Origin of the sequence: Allorhizobium pseudoryzae, from assembly GCF_011046245.1 — a bacterium.
GTDB lineage: Bacteria > Pseudomonadota > Alphaproteobacteria > Rhizobiales > Rhizobiaceae > Neorhizobium > Neorhizobium pseudoryzae.
This window is the reverse complement of sequence record NZ_CP049241.1, coordinates 2,309,768-2,329,772: the sequence shown is the minus strand read 5'-3', so window position 1 is coordinate 2,329,772 and position 20,005 is coordinate 2,309,768. Positions and strand designations below refer to the sequence as shown.

The following is a 20,005-nucleotide window of genomic DNA, read 5'->3' as shown; positions in this document are numbered from 1 at the left end:
GCCTCTTGGTCTGCTACACCGCGCTTCCGATCTTCACGGAGGCTGAGGCACTCTCATGGCTTATGACCTGACGGTCACGGACGCGATCACCTCGGAGGACGAAAAGGCGATCGAGGTGCCGCTGATTGCCTATAACATCGCGACCTTCGGCAAGAGCGACAAGCGCGACCTCAACATTCCGCTGCGCAATGCAGAGGGCGCGGTCGAGGGCGGGCTGGTCGGCTATACCGCGCGCGGCTGGCTTTATGTCCGGCTTCTGTTCATCCCCGAAGCGGCACGCGGACAGGGGCTTGCGTCCCGACTTCTCGCCATGGCGGAAGAGGAGGCCAAACGCCGCGGCTGCATTGGCGCCTATCTCGATACGATGAACCCGGAGGCGCTGAAGACCTATCAACGCTGCGGCTATCGGCTCATCGGGCAGCACGGCCCGCTGACGGGCGATATGAGGATCTCCTGGCTCAGCAAACGATTTGACGAGGGAAGCGCGGCATGAACGACGAGGAAAACGGCTGGTCGCAATCGGCGCCGGCCTGGATCGAAAGTCAGGGAAGCGAGGGCGATTTCAGCCGCGAATTCGTGCTCGATCCGGCAATCGACACGCTGATGGCCGGACGCCGGTTCGACCGGGCGCTGGATGTCGGCTGCGGCGAAGGACGCTTCTGCCGGCGGATGCGGACCCGGTACGGGATTGCGTCCGTCACCGGCATCGACCCGACGGAACCGCTGCTGGCGGCGGCCCGGACAAGGGATCCGCAAGGCACCTATCTCAAGGCGGACGCGGAAGCCCTGCCCTTTCCCGACGAGAGCTTTGATCTCGTGGTGAGCTACCTGTCTCTGATCGACATCCCTGATCTGCCGCAGGCGATCTCGGAAATGGCCCGCGTGCTGCGCCCGAAGGGAACGCTGCTGATTGCCAACCTCAACTCTTTCATCACGGCCTGCGGCGGCACCGCCTGGGTCAAGGATGGCGCCGGTCGCAAACAGTTCGTGCGGGTCGATCGCTATCTGGAGGACCATGCGGACTGGCAGGCCTGGCGCGGCATCCGTATTCTCAACCATCACCGCCCGATGAGCCGCTACATGACGCTGCTTCTGGCGGCAGGGCTTCAACTGGTGCGGTTCGAGGAACCGCCGGCGATCGGCGGTCCGCCGCCGGCACGCGAGGCCTACAACCGCGTGCCCTATGCGCATCTGATGGAATGGACGAAGCCGTGAGGCCTTACTCGGCGGCGGCGGCCAGTGCCTGTGGCTGCCAGCCGTCCCAGGCGATCACGCCCTTCAGCCGGGTGTGAACATCCCCCACCAACGGCACCACCAGGACACGGCCGGGATCGACCGGGCCCGGGAAGGTGAGCGCGCCGTAGCGGACCTTCTCGAAACCGAGCGGCATGTAATAGGGCGGATCACCCACCAGGATCACCGCTTCCGAACCCTTCCGCCGCGCCGCCTCGATGGCGATGCGCACCAGTTCACGGCCAATCCCCATGTTCTTGTGCGAGGGCCGCACGGCAAGCGGTCCGAGAAGATGGCCATACACGTCGCCCGCCCGGACAGGCGTCATCCTGACCGAGGCGATCGTTTCGCCCCGATCGGCACAGACGAAGGAGAGCGACCGGTCGTGCGGTCCCTGCTCGCGGATCCGCGCCGATGATTTGGTGAATCGGCCAGGGCCAAAGGCCTCGGCATTGATGATCTCGATGATGGCGTCGTGCGACGCGTCCTCGGTGAGGTAGACGAGTTCGTGAGCGTGCATGGATAGCTGAAACCAGATAAGCGGACAGGACAACGGTTCGGCACGGCGCGTTTTCGCACCGTCAGGCTCAATCAGCGTCGTCGAAGGGTCCGGGCTTCAGTCATGAATGTCTCCAATTGACCGAGCGCAATAACAAGATTTTTTCCGGTCGTCCACGAAAAACACACTGTCTACCGGCGCAGGGGTCGAAATTTTCGATGCCTGCTGCCACATTCGCCCGACGAATAGGAACAGGAAGGAAGAACGCATGGGCAGGTTGGTAGATGGCGTCTGGCAGGACGTCTGGTACGACACGCGATCGACAGGCGGCCATTTCAAACGCGCTGATTCGAGCTTCCGCAACTGGGTGACGGCCGATGGCGCACCGGGCCCGACCGGCGATGGCGGCTTCAAGGCGGAGGCCGGACGCTATCACCTTTACGTGTCGCTGGCCTGTCCCTGGGCGCACCGCACGCTGATCTTCCGCAAGCTGAAGAAGCTCGAGAATTTGATCTCGGTCTCCGTCGTGCATCCGCTGATGCTGGAACAGGGCTGGGAATTTCGCCCGGACGATGATGCCGACGCCACGGATGACCCGCTCTTTGGCGCAAAGACCCTCTGGCAGGTTTATGTCAATGCCGATCCGCACTACAGCGGTCGGGTGACCGTCCCCGTCCTCTGGGACAAGCAGAAGACCACGATCGTCTCGAATGAATCGGCGGAGATCATCCGGATGTTCAATTCCGCCTTCGATGGTCTCACCGGTTCGACCGACGACTTCTGCCCGGCGGACCTCCTGGCCGAGATCGACGAGGTAAATGCACTGGTCTACGACAGCGTCAACAACGGTGTCTACAAGGCGGGTTTTGCCACGACCCAGGAGGCCTATGCGGAAAACGTCACGCGGTTGTTCGAAACCCTGGACACGCTCGATGAACGATTGGCAACGCAGCGTTATCTCGTCGGCAACCGGCTGACGGAGGCGGACTGGCGGCTGTTCACAACGCTCGTCCGCTTCGATCCGGTCTATGTCGGCCACTTCAAGTGCAACATCCGCCGCATCGCGGATTACCGTAACCTGTCGGCCTATCTGCGTGATCTTTATCAGGTTTCCGGCGTCGCTGAGACGGTGAACATGCGCCACATCAAGGAGCATTATTACCGGAGCCACAAGACGATCAATCCGACCGGGGTCGTGCCGCTCGGCCCGGCACTTGATCTTCAGTCCCCGCACGGGCGCGAAGCGCTCGGCTGACAGGCGTTCACCGAAGGCGGCCTACCAGTGGTCCGCCTTCGGCTGCTGTCCGGAGATTTCCCGAATGCGGGCAAGCGTCGCCGCCGTCACGTCCGGCGGCAGGGCATCGAGCGCGAAGAAGCCGCTCTCTGCAATTTCCCGGTCGGGCGAGCGGGGCGCCACCTGCCGCACGGTCACCTTGTAGAAGACGACGTGATCCCGGCGGCTCGCTTTGGCGTTCTGGTAGACATGGTAGAGTTCCGGCTCCCCGACGATGTCGAGATTGCCCTCCTCCCGCAACTCCTTTGCCAGCGCGGCGCTTACCGTCTCGCCCCGCTCCACGCCACCGCCCGGCATGTACCAGCCGGGCACGTAGGTATGGCGCACCAGGAAGATGCGGCCCGCTTCATCAAAGCAGGCGGCCCGCACGCCCATCGTCATGCCGCGCGTCAACGCAAACAGACGATGCAGCAGAAAAACGGTGATGCGCGTCCTGATGCCGCTGATTTCGGGAATGCCTTGATTGGCCATGCGTCTTGCCCCCTTGGCCTCTTGGCTCTATGTCTGCGCCATGTTCACGTTCGCGCATATTTCCGATATTCACCTAGGACCGCTGCCGCGCCTCACATTGCGTGAACTGGCATCGAAACGGATCACCGGCTTTATCAACTGGCACCGGAACCGACGCAAGCATTTGCTGGTCAACACGCTGGATCTGCTGTTGAGCGACATGCGCCTGCGCGGGCCCGAACATCTGATGGTCACCGGCGATCTCGTCAATCTCGCCACGCCGATCGAGATCAGGCTGGCCGGCGAGTGGCTGGACAGCATCGGCAAGCCCCTGGAAACGACCGTCGTGCCGGGCAATCACGATGCCTATGTGCCGGGCGCGCACGATCGGTCCGTCCGCGCGTGGTATCCCTTCATCGCCGGCGACGAGTCTCCGGAAGACTGGCCGGACGAGGAACACGTTTTCCCGACCTACCGCCAGCGCGGCCCGATCGCGATCATCGGCTGTTCGACCTCCAATGCAACGCTGCCGTTTTCTGCCGGCGGTTATTTCAGCGCCCGCCAGGCGCGCGAAACGGCCAATCTTCTGAAGCGGGCCAAGGCGGACGGTCTCTTCCGCGTCGTGCTCATCCACCATCCGCCAATCCGCGGCGCGGCGCCCTCGCATAAACGCATGATCGGCATCCGGCGTTTTGCCGCGGCCCTGTCTGTCGGTGGCGCCGAACTCGTGCTGCACGGGCACACGCATCTGAACACCGTCTACACGCTGAAGACCCATCACGGTGACGTGCCGGTCGTCGGCATCGCATCGGCCTCGCAAGGGCCCGGCGGACACAAACCGCGCGCCGCCTACAATTTCTTCACCCTGTCGGGGAAGCCCGGCGCCTGGAATCTCGCCTGCGACCGCTACGGCCTCACCGAAACGGCGGATGCCATCGAACACCAGCAGCGGCGCATTCTGTTGGGCAGCGGCGATGCTGTGCCACAACCGCCGCCGCTGGCGCTCGATCTCTAATCATACACGAGCGTTTGTCCCGTTTCGGCGGCCAAGTGCGCCTTTCGCGCCGTCCTCTTGCTGAACAACGATATTCCGCTAGCTTGGCGAAAGCCCGATATGCTTATCTGTGGTCCGACTTTCCCAGACGACGTGAACAGCCAGCGAGAAAAGACAGACGAGCATATGGAACCTGCGCCCGCACGACCGGACATCCGCCGCGACCTCGTCGCCATTTTGCCGAGGCTGCGGCGTTTTGCGCTGGCGCTCTGCCGGGATGAAAATCGGGTTGACGGGCTGGTGACCTTCGCCTGCGAGGAGGCGGTGCTCAAATCGTCGTCGTGGCGCGGGGATATCCGTCTGGAGATCCGCCTGTTTACAGGGCTGCGGCTCATCGCGCGCAAGGATGCGCAGAGGCGCAAGGCGGGCGACGAGCAGACATCCGCCAGGGGCCGCACACCGCGAACCCAGCCGACGCACCGCCTCATAATCGACACGCTTCCGAACGATTCTGCCGCCGTTTTCCTTCTTTGCGCGGTCGAGGGCCTCACCTATCGGGAGGCCGCGTCCGTCATGGGAAGCACGGAAGACCACATCGCCAAATCCATGTTCACCGCCCGTTGTGCGCTGTCTGCGCTGGCATCCAACACCGAAGAGCGAAGGGCCTGATGGCTGACAATCGCAAAAACCCCGAATCGCAGTTTTCCGCACAGCTGGACGGCCAGCTTTCCGAGACGGAAAGTGCCGCGCTGGATGCGCTGCTGGACAATGATCCTGCGACACGGGCCAAGATGGATGCGCTTCGCTACGCCAACGATCTGGGACGCCAACAGTTCGAGGCCATGCTGAAGGAACCGGTCTCGCTTGATCTCGTGCGCTCGATCAAGACGGCATCGGAGCCGCGCCGCGTTGTGCAGCTGCCCGAGACGCCGCTTGACAAGGTCAAGGTGAGAATAAAGCCGACGCTGGCAACGGTGGTCGCCTCGTCCTTGCTGATGTTTGGACTGGGCGCCGGTGCCGGTTACATGTTCGGCGCCCGTCCCAGCATGACCACCTTTGCCGATCTCGCCGGCGATCCGGGCAAGGCCTGGCTCGATGACGTGACCTCGCATTACCGGCTGTTTTCCCGCCAGTCGCGCCATCTTGTCGAGCTGCCAGCCAATGAATCCGCTCATATCGTCGAGTGGCTGATGGCGACCACGGGCGTCTCCTTCCGGATACCGGACCTGACGGAGGATGGGCTGGAATTTATCGGCGCCCGCCTTTATTCCGCGGGCGGCCGTCCGGTCGGACAGCTCGTGTACCGCAACAGCGAGTCGGAGGTCATCGCGATCTCGTTTGCCAAGAGCATGGCGCCGAGCGACACCGAGATGCGGGAAGTGATCCGCGACGACATCGGCCTCGTGACCTGGCAGGGACTGCAGGCGAGCTATGTGTTGACTGGCCCCTCCTCCGACGCCTTCCTCGATACGCTCGCCGCCAAGGTGGCGCGGATCATCTGAACGTCCTGCCTCAGGCGGCGTTCGCCTTTCGTGTGATCCTTTGCTCGACCGGTGCTTTGCGCGCGACCTTGAAGCGCGCAATCATGTCGTAGAGATGCGAGGCTTCTTCGGCGAGGGTTTGCGCGGCGGCATTGGCCTCTTCCACGGTGGCGGCATTGGTCTGCGCCCCCTTGTCGAGGGTGCCGATCGAAGCGTTGATCTCGTTGATGCCGATAGTCTGGTCCCGCGCCGCCGCGGAGATGGCTTGCACATTGCCATCCACTTCGAGCACCTTCTGGACAATATCCCGCAGGGCATCGCCGGTCTGTGCCACAAGCTTCACGCCGTGATCCACCGAGCCCGCAGACGCGGCAATGAGCGCCTTGATTTCTTTTGCAGCTTTGGCGGAGCGTTGGGCCAGTTCCCGCACTTCCTGCGCAACCACCGCAAAGCCCTTGCCCGCCTCGCCCGCCCGAGCCGCTTCCACTCCCGCATTCAGGGCCAGCAGATTGGTCTGGAAGGCGATCTCATCAATCACGGAAATGATGTTCTCGATTTCCTTGGATGACTCTTCGATTTTGCCCATCGCGTTGGTCGCATCATCGACGATCTGGCCTGACACTTCAGCCGAGGTCCGGGTTGCGGCAACCAGTTGGCTCGCTTCCGCCGCCCGACTGCTCGAGTCGCGCACCGTGGTGGTGATGTGATCGATGGCCGCCGCCGTTTCCTCGACAGAGGCGGCCTGCTGTTCGGTATTGCGCGCAATGTTATCGGACACGGAGCGAATGACCTCGGCATTGGCGGCAAGCACTTCGGCCGAATGCTGGATGGACCCCACCGTCGATTCCAGGGACCGAGCCGCATTGTTGAAGTCCAGACGCGTCTGCTCAAGGGCCATGTCGATCTTGTCCGTGATCTCGACCGTCAGGTCGCCACTCGCCAGACGCCCGATCGCCTTGCCGATGGTTTCGACGGCAACCATCCGAGCGGTAATGTCGGTGGCAACCTTGACGACTTTGTAGACCACGCCGCGGGAGGAAAAGACCGGCGTATAGGCCGCCTGAATCCAGACCTTGCGTCCGCCTTTGCCGACACGCATGAAGTTGTCGGCAATATATTCGCCGGCCCTCAACCTTTCCCAGAACCGCTGGTAGTCACTGCTGTTGCGATAGACCGGATCACAGAACATGCTGTGATGTTGCCCCAAGACCTCATTTTCCTGATAGCCCATGGCCGAGAGGAAATTGTCGTTGACTTTGAACACGCGACCATCGGGTTCGAACTCGATGATGGCTTGCGATTGATCGATCGCGCGAAGACGGTTGTTATCGTCCAGCGCCTGGATTTTTGTTTTCGTAATGTCGCTTGCGAGCTTCAGGATGCGGACAACCTTGTTCCCGTGGAAGACCGGGTTGTAGGTCGCTTCGATCCAGACGTCCTGCGATGTTTTGGACTGGCGGCGAAATTGTCCGCTCTTGAAATTCTCTTTCGCGAGGTCATTCCAGAAGGAAACGTAATCCGGAGAATTGCGGATGGCATCTTCACAGAAGATGCGATGATGCTTGCCGAGAATCTCGGACAGTTGGTAGCCCAGGGTCTTGCAAAAATTCTCATTTGCACTGAGCACGGTGCCGTCGGGCTTGAACCAGATCATCGCCTGTGAGGCGGAAATGGCATCCAGATCATCCGCAAGTTTCGAGGCATTAAACAGACTACGCCACGACATCATACCCTCCGGATCCGTGGAATTTCCACACGGCATTCAACCCATGGGGGATTTACGATTTGCTAAATTTCAGCATCATGAAATGATATGTCAAAAGTTGTAGTCTCGCCTTTCTCAACTCGCATCAGCGCGCAAACCGGCGCGCAAGCGCCACGCAGAACACCACGCCCACCGTGACGGCCAGCATGGCGGGACTGACCGGCTCACCGAGCAGCAGAGCCGCCAGCAGGAGCCCGAAGAAGGGCTGCAGCAGTTGCAACTGGCCGACAGCGGCGATCCCGCCGATCGCAAGGCCTCGGTACCAGAAGACGAAACCCACCAGCATGCTGAACACGGAAACATAGGCCAGTCCGCCCCAGGCGCCGGCACCGATCACCGACCAGTCTGCCGGGAATTGGCTGAGCGCCAGCGCAAGCATCAGCGGCAAGGCCAGAAGAAGCGACCAGGAAATCACCTGCCAACCGCCCAGCCGCCGGGAAAGGCGCGCCCCTTCCGCATAGCCCAGGCCGCAGACGATGATCGCCGCCAGCATCAGCAGATCGCCCTTGAGGTTCGCCGCTCCGCCCGACTGCAGCGCAAAACCCGCCACCGCCGCACTGCCGAGGCAGGAGAAGAGCCAGAACAGCGGCTTTGGCCGCTCGCCTCCGCGCAGCACACCAAAGATCGCGGTGGCCAGCGGCAGAAGGCCGATGAAGACGATCGACCGGGCCGAGGTGATGCTTTGCAGCGCCAGCGCCGTGAAAAGTGGGAAACCGACGACCACACCAACTGCGATGACGGCAAGCGGGATAAGGTCACTGCGCGCCGGTCGCGCCTCCCGAAGCCCCGCCAGCAATGCTGCCGCCAGAAGCGCCGCAATCACCGCCCGGGCCGAGGTCAAGAACAGCGGCGACAGATCCGCCACCGCCACGCGCGTTGCCGGCAGCGATCCGCTGAAGATCACCACACCCGTGAGGCCGCTGAGCCAGCCATCCATTGACGCCTTCATGATCCCTCGCTTTCGCCTCCGTTTATAGGCGCCGGCTCTGGCAATGACAGGCACAGACAGATACAATTTACACAAACTGTACTGGAGCCACAGGTAGCACAGATGGAGACAGGGACACGCAGGCAGGTGGTGATGGAGGCAATCCGCACCCGCATAGCCGCACGCACGCTCCTGCCGGGCGATCGCCTGCCCTCGGTGCGCGGTTTTGCAGCGACGATGAAAGTCGCGCCCGCAACCGTGGTGGATGCCTATGAACGGCTGGCGGCGGAAGGTCTGATCCGGGCTCAGCGCGGCTCAGGCTTCTACGTCACGGAAGGCCTTCTGCAGCCGCTGACGCTGATGCAGTCCTCGACCCCGCAGGCACGCGCCGTCGATCCCTTCTGGGTCTCGCGCCAGTCGCTCGATGCGGGCGAGGACATCCTCCGCCCCGGCTGCGGCTGGCTTCCGGCCGACTGGATGCCGCAGGAGGCGCTGGGCCGAGCCATGCGGCAGGTGGCGCGGGCGACACCGGAACTCCTGGCTGATTACGGCAGCACCCGCGGTTCGCAGTCCCTTCGGCGCCTGCTGCTCTCGCGTTTTGCCGAAGGCGGAATTGTGGCGCAGCCGGACCAGCTGATGTTGACCAGCACGGGCACACAGGCGCTGGATCTCACCTGCCGCTTCCTGCTGAGATCCGGCGATACGGTGCTGATCGACGATCCGTGCTATTTCAACTTCCAGGCACTGCTGAAGGCGCACCAGGTCAAGGTGGTGAGCGTGCCCTATACGCCCGCCGGACCGGATCCGGACAGGTTTGCGGCGGTTCTGGAGGCCGAGCGCCCCCGCCTCTACCTGACCAATTCCGCCCTTCACAATCCGACGGGCGCCAGTCTTTCAGCGCCGGTCGCACATCGTCTCCTCACGCTGGCCACCCGCCACGGCGTCACGATCGTCGAAGACGACATCTTTGCCGATTTCGAGCCGGAGGCCTCGGTGCGGCTCGCCGCCCTCGATGGCCTGACCCATGTCATCCGCATCGGCAGCTTTTCGAAGACGTTCTCGGCCTCCATTCGCTGCGGCTATATCGCCGCGCGCGCCGACTGGATCGAAGGCCTTGTCGATCTGCAGGTCGCCACCAATTTCGGCGGGCCGAGCCCCATCGCCGCAGAGATCGTCGCGCTCGTTCTCGCAGGCGGCGGTTATCGCAAGCACATGGATCTGCTGCGCCGGCGGCTCGGCCATGCGCGGCGCGAGGTCGAACAGCGTCTGGCAGCGCTTGGCATCGAGCCGGTGCTGCGCCCGCGCGGCGGCTTCTATCTCTGGTGCCGGCTACCGGACGGGGTGGATGCTGCGAGGGTCGCCCAACAGGCGCTGGCAAAGGGCGTCGTGCTGGCACCGGGCAATGTCTTCAGTCTCAGCCAAAGCGCCGGCAATCTCATGCGCTTCAACGTGGCGCAGATGCAGGACAGGCGCATCGACACGGTGCTGGCGGAAGCCCTGCGGGAGGTTCCCTGACAACGAAAAGCGCCCGGCGCGTCGAACGCCGGGCGTCATTCAAGTCACCGTCAGGCGAATTACTTTCCAGCGATCACCTGATTTGCCGCAGAAACGATGGCCTCCAGCGAGGCGGCCACGATGTTCTTGTTGATGCCGACGCCGAACAGCTTTCCGCCGGCATGCTCGACTTCCACATAGGCAATGGCAGACGCGTTCGAGCCGTGCTGCAGCGAATGTTCGGAATAATCGGCGACCGACAGCTCCACCCCGAGATAGATCGACAGCGCGTTGATGAAACCGTCGATCGGGCCGGTACCCTTGCCCTCGATCCGCTTCGTCTCGCCCTTGTCGGTGATCTCGGCCGCGACCACGCGGATGCCCTTCTGGTCCATGCCGGCCGGATAGGTGTGGTGATCGACGAACTTGATGCGGCCTTCCGGCTGCTCCACGTAGCGCTCGATGAAGCGCTCGTAGATCCGCTTGGAGGGCAGTTCCTTGCCTTCCTCATCCGTAATGCGCTGGATGTCTTCGCGGAATTCCACCTGCAGGTTGCGCGGCAGGTTGATGCCATGATCCTGCTGCAGGATATAGGCGATACCGCCCTTGCCGGACTGCGAATTGATGCGGATGATCGCCTCGTAGGTGCGCCCGACATCCTGCGGGTCGATCGGCAGGTAGGGCACTTCCCAGACCGGCGAATTGGCCGACTTGATCGCCTTCATGCCCTTGTTGATCGCATCCTGGTGCGAGCCGGAAAACGCCGTGTAGACCAGTTCGCCAACATACGGATGACGCTCGGGGATCGTCATCTCGTTGGAATATTCATAGACCGCCTTGATGCGCTCGATGTCGGTGCAATCCAGTTCCGGATCAACGCCTTGCGTGAACATGTTGAGCGCCAGCGTCACCACATCGACATTGCCGGTGCGCTCGCCATTGCCGAACAAGGTGCCTTCGACGCGGTCGGCACCGGCCATCAGGCCGAGTTCGGTCGCGGCAATGCCGGTGCCCCGGTCGTTGTGCGGATGCAGCGAGATGATGACGTTGTCGCGGTTGTCGATGTTGCGGCACATCCACTCGATCTGGTCGGCATAGATGTTCGGCGTCGCCATTTCGACGGTGGACGGCAGGTTGAGGATCAGCTTGTTCTCCGCCGTCGGCTTCACTTCGGCGATGACGGCGTTGCAGACCTCCAGCGCCACCTCAAGTTCCGTGCCGGTAAAGCTTTCCGGCGAATATTCGAAGCGGTACCCGCCGCCGGCCTTCTGGGACATGTCCATGATCATCTTGGCCGCATCGACGGCGATCTGCTTGATGCCGGGCACATCCTTCGCAAACACCACCCGGCGCTGCAGCTCCGAGGTCGAGTTGTAGAAGTGGATGATCGGCTGGTGCGCACCTTCCAGCGCCTCGAAGGTCCGCGTAATCAGTTCGGGACGGCACTGCACCAGCACCTGCAGGGAGACATCCTGCGGCACACCACCCTCTTCCACGCACCAGCGGGCAAAATCGAAATCGGTCTGCGAGGCTGACGGGAAACCGATCTCGATTTCCTTGAAGCCCATGTCGAGCAACAGCTTGAACATGCGCGCCTTGCGGTCATGGCCCATCGGATTGACCAGCGACTGGTTGCCGTCGCGCAAGTCCACCGAGCACCAGATCGGCGCCTTGTCGATCACCTTCGACGGCCAGGTGCGATCCGGAATGTTGATGGTGGGGTAAGCACGATATTTGCGGGCGGCATCGGGCATGCCCTTTTTGCCGGAAGCGGTCACAGCTGTGGCGGAATGGTTGGCGTCCATGGTCTCTTCTCCTTCGCGTCCAGCGTCGGCGCTTGTGGCAAAAGCCTGTGACAGCGCCATAACGGTGGATCAAGGCCTCAGGTGAGGCTTTTGGTCTTCAAACGGGGATTTTGTGCGAGGAGCTGATGCCGGCAGGCTTGATCGGCCGCCGGGCGCTCCTCAAAGGACCCGGCAACCGCGGATAAGGCCGAGGAGAAGAAGCGAGTTTGGCACCGACGCGACGAAACCGACCGCGGGGCGGTCCGTTATCTTCGTCGCAGCTATGGATGTGCCGTTGATCGTCATGGAGATGTGATAACGCGGGACTGAAGAGAGTGCAAGCAGGTTATTCGGCGGCATCTTTCCGCTGGTCTTCCAGCTTTTCCGTCAGCCAGCTTTCCAAAAGAGAGTCGCGCGAAAGCCCAAGCTCCTTGGCACGCCTATCCAATCGCAGCAGTGTTCCACGCTTCACGACAACGGTCATCTCCACCGGTTCCAGATTGGGTCGAGTGGCCTTGCTCCAGTCGACATAGGCGCTGATATCCTCGCCATTATCGAACTTCCGGTCAAATTCCTCAGCGGTTATTTTCTGCATAACGAAGCCTTTCCGCCGGTCTGGCGTGCCTCACCGATATGATCCGGACGACATCCCCGCGCATCGTATAGATACCGGTCCAAAATTTTTCGCCAATACGGCCAATGGTGATCCGTCTCAACTCCAGATCATGGTTCGCTTCGGCATCAATACGAAAATCATCGTACCACAACGCCTGGGCTTCGACAAAGTCGATCCCATGCTTTTCCTGGTTTGCAGCGTTCTTTGCCGGATCGAACTCGAATTCCATATCCGCATCAAAGCACAACCTCTCGGTGAAATCGAGAACTTCAACCTTTCTCCGCCACGCGCTTTAATCCCAGCATGACAGCCCCTGCCAAAAGCCCCCAGAAAGCGCCGGAGACGCCGGCAAAGGCCGTGCCGGACGCTGTGACGAGGAAGGTAATGGCCGCGGCCTCGCGGCTCTCGGCATCGCGGAAGGCCGCCTGCGCGGCGCCTGAGAATGCCCCGATCAGGGCAAGCCCCGCCACCGCCTGCAACAGGATCGGCGGTGACAGCGCCACGAAAGCGATGATTCCCGACGCCAGAAGGCCAAGCAGGATATAGCCGATGCCGGCAACGATTGCCGACCAGTAGCGCCGCGCCGGATCGGGATGGGCCTCTTCGCTGGCGCACATGGCCGCGGTGATCGCTGCGAGATTGACTGGTACTGCGCCGAAGGCCGCACCAAGGCCGGAGAACAGGCCGGACGCCACGAAGAGGGAGTTCGGCGCCGGCTCATAGCCGTTCACCTTCAGGATCGCGATCCCCGGAATGTTCTGCGAGGCCATGGTGACGATGAAGAGCGGCACGGCAACCGAGATGAAGCCGTGCAGAGTAAAGACCGGCGCCACCAGAAGCAGTTGCGGATGAATGGACTGGCCAAGTTGCGACAGCACATCATCAGGTAGCTCCACACCGAAGACCAGCACCAGCGCGAAGGCAAGAAGCGCCGCCGGCACCGCCCACAACCGCTTCCAGATCACCACCAACATCCAGGTAGCGACAATCGGCAGCCCGAGACTGGGATTGAAGGCGACAGCCTTCACCGGGGCAAGGCACAGGTTGACGAGAATGCCGGCCAGCATCGCATTGGCAAGCGGCGCCGGGATGAGACGGATGGCGCGGCCAAGCGGTGAAAACAGGCCGGAAATCACGATCAGCCCGGCACAGAGAATAAAGGCGCCGACAGCGACCGGAAAACCACCCTCGATCAGTCCGACGCCCGTCAGCAGGGCGGCCCCGGGTGTCGACCAGGCAATGCTGATCGGCATGCGATACCAGAGCGGCAGCAGGATGCCGAGCACGCCCATCAGCACCGACAGCACCAGAAGCGCCGAGGCCACCTGATCCGGCCCCGCCCCCATGGCCGTCAGCCCCTGCATGATGACAGCAAACGAGCTGACGAAGCCGACAAAGGCAGCAAGCAGGCCCATGACCATGGCTTGAACGGAGAAATCTTTCAGCATGCGAGGCGATCCGGGCGGCAACTGGAAATAAGTCTGCGACTGCAACCAGAATCCGCCGCGGCGGACAAGTGCAAAACCGGCACACTCCGTACGAAGATCCGGCCAGCCAGAACCCGCGCAGGGCAACCAGGGTTTACCCTGACACGCATTTGCAAGGCAAAGGCCCGCTTTGCCTCTTGCTTTGCGCCCCCCTTTTGCATAGGACCCCCTCCGACGCATTCGGGGCGTCCCGTTCACTTCCGCCGGAAACGGCTGGGTTCACGAAGGATAAAGCCTTGATCCAGACTCCCTATTACCTCATCGACAAGTCAAAGCTTCTCGCCAACATGGAGAAGATCGCGTGGCTGCGCGAACGCTCCGGTGCCAAGGCGCTTCTGGCGCTCAAATGTTTTGCCACCTGGGGTGTGTTCGATTTCATGCGCGATTACATGGACGGCACGACGTCGTCCTCGCTCAACGAAGTGCGCCTTGGCCACGAGCGGTTCGGCAAGGAGACGCATGCCTATTCGGTGGCCTATGCCGATTACGAGATCGACGAGGTGGTGTCCCACGCCGACAAGATCATCTTCAACTCGATCGGCCAGCTGCAGCGGTTTGAACAACAATCCGCCGGCATTATCCGCGGCCTGCGGCTGAACCCCGGCATATCATCCTCCAGCTTCGACCTAGCCGACCCCGCCCGCCCCTTCTCGCGGTTGGGCGAATGGGATGTGAGCCAGGTCGAGCCGGTGATGGATCTGATCTCCGGCTTCATGATCCACAACAACTGCGAAAACGGCAATTTCGATCTCTTCGACACCATGCTCGGCCAGATCGAGCAAAAGTTCGCGCCGCTTCTGAAGAAGGCCGAGTGGGTGAGCCTTGGCGGCGGCATCCACTTTACCGGCCAAGACTATCCGCTCGAAAAATTCGCCGAACGCCTGAAGCGCTTTGCCGGAGACTACGGCGTAGAGGTCTATCTGGAGCCCGGCGAGGCCTCGATCACCAAATCGACGACGCTCGAAGTCACCGTGCTCGACACGCTCTATAACGGCAAGGACCTTGTCGTGGTGGATTCATCCATCGAAGCGCACATGCTGGATCTTCTGATCTACCGTGAAAGCGCGAAGGTTTCCCCCAACCAGGGACCACATCGTTACATGGTCTGCGGCAAGTCCTGCCTGGCCGGCGACATTTTTGGCGAGTTCGATTTTCCGAGCGAGCTGAATGTCGGCGACCGGATCTCGATCCAGGACGCCGCCGGTTACACGATGGTCAAGAAAAACTGGTTTAACGGCGTGAAAATGCCGGCAATCGCCATCCGCGAACTGGATGGCAGCCTCAGGACGGTCCGTGAATTTTCTTACGCGGACTACGAACAAAGCCTGTCCTGAAATTCCTCAGGGTCAAGGTTTCTGACGATTGGACAAGGAGTTGGTCCCCATCATGAAAAAGAACGTCCTCATCATCGGCGCCGGCGGCGTCGCGCAGGTCGTGGCGCACAAATGCGCACAGAACAATGACGTGCTGGGCGATATCCATATCGCATCGCGCACCAAGGCGAAGTGCGACGCCATCATTGCCTCGGTCCACGAGAAGAAGGCGATGAAGAGCGAAGGCGTTCTCGAAGCCCATGCGCTCGACGCCCTCGACATCGACGCCACCAAGGCGCTGATCACCAAGCTTGGCGTGCAAATCGTCATCAATGTCGGCACCGCCTTCCTCAACATGTCGGTCTTGCGCGCCTGCATGGACACGGGCGTCGCCTATATCGACACGGCGATCCATGAAGAGCCGAACAAGATCTGCGAAACCCCGCCGTGGTACGGCAACTACGAATGGAAGCGCGCCGCCGAATGTGCGGAAAAGGGCGTGACCGCCATTCTCGGTGCAGGTTTCGATCCGGGCGTCGTCAACGCCTATGCACGGCTTGCCAAGGACGAATATCTCGACAAGGTGACCGATGTCGATATCGTCGACATCAATGCCGGCAGCCACGGCAAATACTTCGCCACCAACTTCGACCCGGAAATCAATTTTCGCGAATTCACCGGCGTCGTCTATTCCTGGCAGGGCGGCGAATGGAAGGTCAACAAGATGTTCGAGATCGGCAAGGACTACGACCTGCCGGTCGTCGGCACGCGCCGCGCCTATCTCTGCGGCCATGACGAAGTGCATTCGCTGGCCAAAAACATGGACGGCGCCGACGTGCGCTTCTGGATGGGCTTTGGCGATCACTACATCAACGTCTTCACCGTGCTGAAGTCGATTGGCCTCTTGTCCGAACAGCCGGTCAAGCTGGCCGACGGTTCCGAAGTCGTGCCGCTCAAGGTGGTGAAAGCCTGCCTGCCGGATCCCGCCTCGCTTGCCCCCAACTACGAAGGCAAGACCTGCATCGGCGACTACGTGAAGGGGTTCAAGGACGGCAAGGAAAAGACCGTCTTCCTCTACAACGTCGCCGACCACAAGGAAGCTTACAACGAAGTGGGCAGCCAGGGCATCTCCTACACCGCCGGCGTTCCCCCGGTTGCGGCCGCCATGCTCGTCGCCACCGGCGAATGGGACGTGAAGAAGATGGCGAACGTGGAAGAACTGCCGCCGAAGCCGTTTATCAATCTGCTCAACAAGATCGGCCTGCCGACGCGGATTCAGGACGAGGATGGCGACCGGGCTGTGGAGTTCTGATCGGCGTTCGGGATGGGATGAAAGATGCAACCCCGCTGGAGGAATTCGGCGGAGTTTTTCGTTGCCGACAACGCCCCTCCGTCGTCTGCTCAGGGCGAAGTCCCGAGGGTCTCTGTCACCATCGACAAAAATACGGTCGGCAATGCTAGTGAAGTCTAAAGCGTGTCGCGCCAAACCAGATTCGGTATTCCGGTTTGTTTGGATTTATGATTCATTTGCCCATGGAAGGAGAAGCGCCATGGGCAAGCCGCATCCGATGGAGTTGCGTGAGCGTGTCGTTGCATTTGTGAACGAAGGCAATAGCAATCGGGAAGCCGCCCGGCATTTCCGGGTTTCGCCCCGGTTCGTCAACAACATGATGATCCTGCACCGTTCCTCTGGTTCTCTTCGCCCCGCCAGACAGGGCCATCCGCCTGGCAGTAAACTTTCGCCTCATGCGGAGTGGATCAGCGAGCGCGTTGCTCTGCATGGCGAAGTGACCCTGGACGAACTGTGTCTCGAACTGGCCGAGCGCGGTATCGACGTCCACCGCGCCACCGTCGGGCGGTTTCTACACCAGCTTGGGCTGAGCAATAAAAAAAAGCCTCAAGGCAAGCGAGCAGCGCAGACCGGAGATCGCCAAGGCGCGTGATCTTTGGATCAACCGCCGAAAGCGGTTCTTCAACAAAGCGTTGTCCCGGCTCATCTTTATCGATGAGACGTCCACGAATACCCGCCTGACGAAGCGCACCGGATGGTCTGCCAAAGGCAGCCGCTTTGCGGCTTACGCTCCCTTTGGCCACTGGAAGACGCAGACATTCATCGCCGGACTGCGCTGCCATGGCCTGACCGCGCCGTGGATCGTCGAGGGGCCCATGAACGGCCGCATCTTCGAAACATGGATCGAAACACAGCTTGCGCCGACACTGTCGCCCGGCGATGTTGTCATCCTCGACAATGTCGGCTTCCACAAAAGCGAGAAAGCCGAGCAGCTGGTCAAGGCAAAGGGCGCCTGGCTGCTCTTCCTGCCGCCCTATTCACCGGACCTGAACCCCATCGAAATGGCGTTCTCAAAGCTCAAGGCGCTCTTACGAAAGCGAGCCGCCAGAAGCTTCGATGCGATTGCCCAAGCCCTCGGCGACATCATCAGCCTCTTCTCCGTCACCGAATGCAGAAACTTTTTCCGCGCAGCAGGATATGAGGCAAAATAAATGCGACACGCTTTAGCCTCTGTGCGTGCACAGCTTCGACATACCTCACCTCCCATTCCATGCAAGCTGTACCCCAAGTTCCGGCAATGAAAGCACCTCGATGCCATTGCCGAGAGGATAGGCCTCGCGTCCGGGGTAGACGACGATGCGGCGGTCCGGCTGCAGATCGAGGCAGGCGTGGTGGAAACCGCGTTCGACCGTCGGCGCAAGGCTTCTCTTGATCTCGATCGCCCATCGACCACCGCCAGGCAGTGTAATGACGAGATCAACTTCCGCACCGGCCGAACTGCGATAGAAGTGGGGACGCGCGCCCTCAGGCATAACCGCATGAAGGGTTTCGATGACGAAGCCTTCCCAACTTGCCCCCGCAACAGGATGGCCCAGAACATCCTCAATAGTTGTCAGACCGAGCAGGCTGTGGAGCAGACCTGTATCGCGCACATACACCCGTGGTGCCTTGACCAGCCGCTTGCCGGCATTGCTGTGCCAGGGTTCCAGCCGACGCACCAGAAGCAGGTCGACCATCAAATCGAGATAGGCGGCCACCGTCTTGCCGTCCACACCGAGGGAGCGCGCAAGTTCCGCTGCATTGAGGAGAGCGGACTGATGATGGGCGAGCATCGTCCAGAAGCGGCGCAGTGTCTCCGCCGCAATACGCGGGCCGAGCAGCGGAATATCGCGTTCCAGATAGGTACGGATGAAATCGATGCGCCAGCGTTGGCTGATCGAATCGGTCCCGGCCAACAGACTGTCCGGAAAACCGCCTCGCACCCAAAGCTGGTTGAGATCATCGGGCGCAACTTCGAGGCCATGGATCGGAGTTAGTTCCAAATAAGCGATCCGTCCAGCGAGGCTCTCCCCGGACTGTTTCAGGAGATCCATGGACGCCGATCCCAGCAGCAGGAAGCGACCGCTGCGCAAACCCTTCCGGCGCCCTTTATCGATCAGGCCACGCAGATTCAGAAACAAACCCTGCGCACGATGCACTTCGTCAAGTATGACGAGCTTGTCCTCATGCCCGGTGAGATAGAGTTCGGGCTCCGCGAGCTTTGCACGATCTGCATCGGATTCCAAGTCGAGATAAATGGAGGGACGTTGCTCTGCAATGTCGAGAGCCAAGGTCGTTTTCCCGACCTGCCGCGGGCCGAGCAGCACCACAGCAGGATTGCTGTCCAGCAGGGCGAACAGTTCGGCGGATTTTCGTCGCGGTATCATCCTTGCAATTATGGAGAACAGTTCCAGAATTGCAAGGTTAATCGGCGCTTGATCTAGACTTGTTACCCCCCGAGCCCCCGCAGCTCCGCCTCCGTCAGTTCCCGCACCGCGCCCTTTTCCAGCGTCCCCAGTTCCAGGCGGCCGATGGCGATACGGATGAGGCGCAGCACGGGGATGCCCTCCACCTCCAGCATGCGGCGGATCTGGCGGTTTTTGCCTTCGGTCAGCACGAATTCCAGCCAGCTGTTCTTCTCGCCCTCGCGGATCAGGGTCACGCGCTCGGCACTCAGGAATTCGCCCTTGTGTTCGACGCCGGCGGCAAGGCGGGCAAGCGTCTCCGGGTCCACCTGCCCCTCCACCTGCACGTGATAGGTTTTTGCCACATGGGTTTTCGGGTCCATCAGGCGGTTGGCGAAATCGGTGTCGTTGGTAAAGAGCAGCAGGCCTTCGCTCGCCTTGTCCAGCCGCCCGACGGCGGAGAGGTGCGTGGCGTCCACTTGCTGCAGGCAGTCGAAGACGGTGGGGCGGCCTTGCGGATCATGCCGTGTGGTGACGAGCCCGCGCGGCTTGTTCAGCATCAGGTAGAGCCGCTTTTCCGCCGCGACCCGTTTGCCATCCACGAAGATGACGTCTGCCGCAAGATCCACCCAGGTCTCCGGATCGGTCACGAGACGGCTGCCGAGGCGCACCCTGCCTTCCGCGATCAGCACCTGCGCCTCGCCGCGCGAGCAGAAGCCGAGCTTGGAGAGCGCCCGCGGCAGGGTGGCGCGCTTGCCCGTCTCGGCCTGTCGAGGCTGGGCCTGCCTGCCACGGCGGGCATCCGGCGCCTTGGCCGGTCTGGAGGGCGGGCGGTTTCGGCTGTTTTTCACCATGCTGATCTGAGACCGGACCCCGTTGCCCAAAACATGCTTTGCCCATAAAGCAGAGCCGGACCGTTTGGAAGAGAGGCC

Annotated in this window: 20 protein-coding genes; 10 read left to right on the top strand and 10 right to left on the bottom strand. The window is 61.5% G+C overall.

Going from position 1 to position 20,005, the window contains the following annotated elements; genetic code table 11:
• The first annotated feature begins 55 nt into the window (after positions 1–55).
• Both G6N78_RS11290 and G6N78_RS11285 read left to right on the top strand, forming a co-directional pair.
• Positions 56–493 (top strand): GNAT family N-acetyltransferase, encoded by a 438-nt coding sequence (locus G6N78_RS11290; RefSeq protein WP_165218424.1) that lies wholly within the window; start codon positions 56–58, stop codon positions 491–493.
• Positions 490–1,215: a class I SAM-dependent methyltransferase gene (locus G6N78_RS11285; protein ID WP_165218422.1), complete on the top strand. Its 726-nt coding sequence runs from the start codon at positions 490–492 to the stop codon at positions 1,213–1,215. Before G6N78_RS11290 ends, G6N78_RS11285 begins: the two co-directional genes overlap by 4 nt.
• 4 nt (positions 1,216–1,219) lie before the next feature.
• Here the strand turns inward: G6N78_RS11285 and G6N78_RS11280 are convergent, their stop codons facing one another.
• Positions 1,220–1,753, bottom strand: coding sequence for a GNAT family N-acetyltransferase (locus G6N78_RS11280; RefSeq protein WP_165218420.1), 534 nt, complete (start codon positions 1,751–1,753; stop codon positions 1,220–1,222).
• A 247-nt stretch (positions 1,754–2,000) separates the two neighbouring features.
• Between G6N78_RS11280 and G6N78_RS11275 the strand changes: the two genes are divergently transcribed.
• Positions 2,001–2,987, top strand: a complete 987-nt coding sequence (locus G6N78_RS11275) for a glutathione S-transferase family protein (protein ID WP_165218418.1) — start codon at positions 2,001–2,003, stop codon at positions 2,985–2,987.
• A gap of 21 nt (positions 2,988–3,008) precedes the next feature.
• Here the strand turns inward: G6N78_RS11275 and G6N78_RS11270 are convergent, their stop codons facing one another.
• Positions 3,009–3,497, bottom strand: a complete 489-nt coding sequence (locus G6N78_RS11270) for an NUDIX domain-containing protein (RefSeq protein ID WP_165218416.1) — start codon at positions 3,495–3,497, stop codon at positions 3,009–3,011.
• Between the two features lie 40 nt (positions 3,498–3,537).
• Here G6N78_RS11270 and G6N78_RS11265 point away from each other — a divergent pair, with 40 nt between their 5' ends.
• The 3 genes from G6N78_RS11265 to G6N78_RS11255 are packed head-to-tail and all read left to right on the top strand — an operon-like array spanning position 3,538 to position 5,972.
• Positions 3,538–4,491 (top strand): metallophosphoesterase family protein, encoded by a 954-nt coding sequence (locus G6N78_RS11265; protein WP_165221641.1) that lies wholly within the window; start codon positions 3,538–3,540, stop codon positions 4,489–4,491.
• A gap of 57 nt (positions 4,492–4,548) precedes the next feature.
• The gene (locus G6N78_RS11260) at positions 4,549–5,139 is read left to right on the top strand and encodes a sigma factor-like helix-turn-helix DNA-binding protein (RefSeq protein ID WP_165218414.1); all 591 of its coding nucleotides are present in this window, start codon (positions 4,549–4,551) and stop codon (positions 5,137–5,139) included.
• Entirely contained in the window at positions 5,139–5,972 is an 834-nt protein-coding gene (locus G6N78_RS11255; RefSeq protein ID WP_165218413.1) for an anti-sigma factor family protein, read from the top strand. Before G6N78_RS11260 ends, G6N78_RS11255 begins: the two co-directional genes overlap by 1 nt.
• 10 nt (positions 5,973–5,982) lie before the next feature.
• Here G6N78_RS11255 and G6N78_RS11250 read toward each other — a convergent pair whose 3' ends face one another.
• Both G6N78_RS11250 and G6N78_RS11245 read right to left on the bottom strand, forming a co-directional pair.
• A complete protein-coding gene (locus G6N78_RS11250) occupies positions 5,983–7,677 on the bottom strand; it encodes a methyl-accepting chemotaxis protein (protein WP_234905782.1) in 1,695 nt (564 codons plus the stop codon).
• A 124-nt stretch (positions 7,678–7,801) separates the two neighbouring features.
• Positions 7,802–8,665 (bottom strand): DMT family transporter, encoded by an 864-nt coding sequence (locus G6N78_RS11245; protein WP_165218409.1) that lies wholly within the window; start codon positions 8,663–8,665, stop codon positions 7,802–7,804.
• Positions 8,666–8,767: 102 nt separating this feature from the next.
• On the opposite strand from G6N78_RS11245, the gene G6N78_RS11240 reads away from it, so the two are divergent.
• Complete coding sequence (locus tag G6N78_RS11240) at positions 8,768–10,159, top strand: aminotransferase-like domain-containing protein (protein ID WP_165218408.1); 1,392 nt, start codon at positions 8,768–8,770, stop codon at positions 10,157–10,159.
• A gap of 59 nt (positions 10,160–10,218) precedes the next feature.
• On the opposite strand, the gene leuA is transcribed toward G6N78_RS11240, so the two are convergent.
• The 4 genes from leuA to G6N78_RS11220 form a co-directional block, all read right to left on the bottom strand.
• Positions 10,219–11,943, bottom strand: a complete 1,725-nt coding sequence (leuA, locus tag G6N78_RS11235) for a 2-isopropylmalate synthase (protein WP_165218406.1) — start codon at positions 11,941–11,943, stop codon at positions 10,219–10,221.
• A gap of 325 nt (positions 11,944–12,268) precedes the next feature.
• Positions 12,269–12,517 carry a type II toxin-antitoxin system BrnA family antitoxin gene (brnA, locus tag G6N78_RS11230; protein ID WP_165218404.1) on the bottom strand — a complete coding sequence of 83 codons (249 nt, stop codon included), beginning with the start codon at positions 12,515–12,517 and terminating at the stop codon, positions 12,269–12,271.
• Positions 12,498–12,767, bottom strand: coding sequence for a BrnT family toxin (locus G6N78_RS11225; protein WP_165218402.1), 270 nt, complete (start codon positions 12,765–12,767; stop codon positions 12,498–12,500). Before G6N78_RS11225 ends, brnA begins: the two co-directional genes overlap by 20 nt.
• Positions 12,768–12,807: 40 nt before the next feature.
• Positions 12,808–13,986, bottom strand: a complete 1,179-nt coding sequence (locus G6N78_RS11220; RefSeq protein ID WP_165218400.1) for a benzoate/H(+) symporter BenE family transporter — start codon at positions 13,984–13,986, stop codon at positions 12,808–12,810.
• Positions 13,987–14,261: 275 nt separating this feature from the next.
• Here G6N78_RS11220 and G6N78_RS11215 point away from each other — a divergent pair, with 275 nt between their 5' ends.
• From G6N78_RS11215 to G6N78_RS11205, 3 genes are all read left to right on the top strand, one after another.
• Positions 14,262–15,359, top strand: coding sequence for a carboxynorspermidine decarboxylase (locus tag G6N78_RS11215; RefSeq protein ID WP_165218398.1), 1,098 nt, complete (start codon positions 14,262–14,264; stop codon positions 15,357–15,359).
• Positions 15,360–15,411: 52 nt separating this feature from the next.
• A complete protein-coding gene (locus G6N78_RS11210; protein WP_165218396.1) occupies positions 15,412–16,650 on the top strand; it encodes a saccharopine dehydrogenase family protein in 1,239 nt (412 codons plus the stop codon).
• Between the two features lie 238 nt (positions 16,651–16,888).
• Positions 16,889–17,840, top strand: a protein-coding gene (locus G6N78_RS11205) for an IS630 family transposase (protein WP_165216547.1) whose coding sequence is annotated in 2 segments (ribosomal slippage) — positions 16,889–17,221 and positions 17,223–17,840 — 951 coding nt in all. Because the reading frame shifts where the segments join, the coding sequence is not laid out codon by codon here.
• 45 nt (positions 17,841–17,885) lie between these two features.
• On the opposite strand, the gene G6N78_RS11200 is transcribed toward G6N78_RS11205, so the two are convergent.
• Together G6N78_RS11200 and G6N78_RS11195 are read right to left on the bottom strand one after the other, a co-directional pair.
• Positions 17,886–19,055 (bottom strand): ATP-binding protein, encoded by a 1,170-nt coding sequence (locus G6N78_RS11200; protein ID WP_165218394.1) that lies wholly within the window; start codon positions 19,053–19,055, stop codon positions 17,886–17,888.
• A 62-nt stretch (positions 19,056–19,117) separates the two neighbouring features.
• Positions 19,118–19,927, bottom strand: coding sequence for a pseudouridine synthase (locus tag G6N78_RS11195; RefSeq protein ID WP_165218392.1), 810 nt, complete (start codon positions 19,925–19,927; stop codon positions 19,118–19,120).
• Between the last annotated feature and the right edge of the window lie 78 nt (positions 19,928–20,005).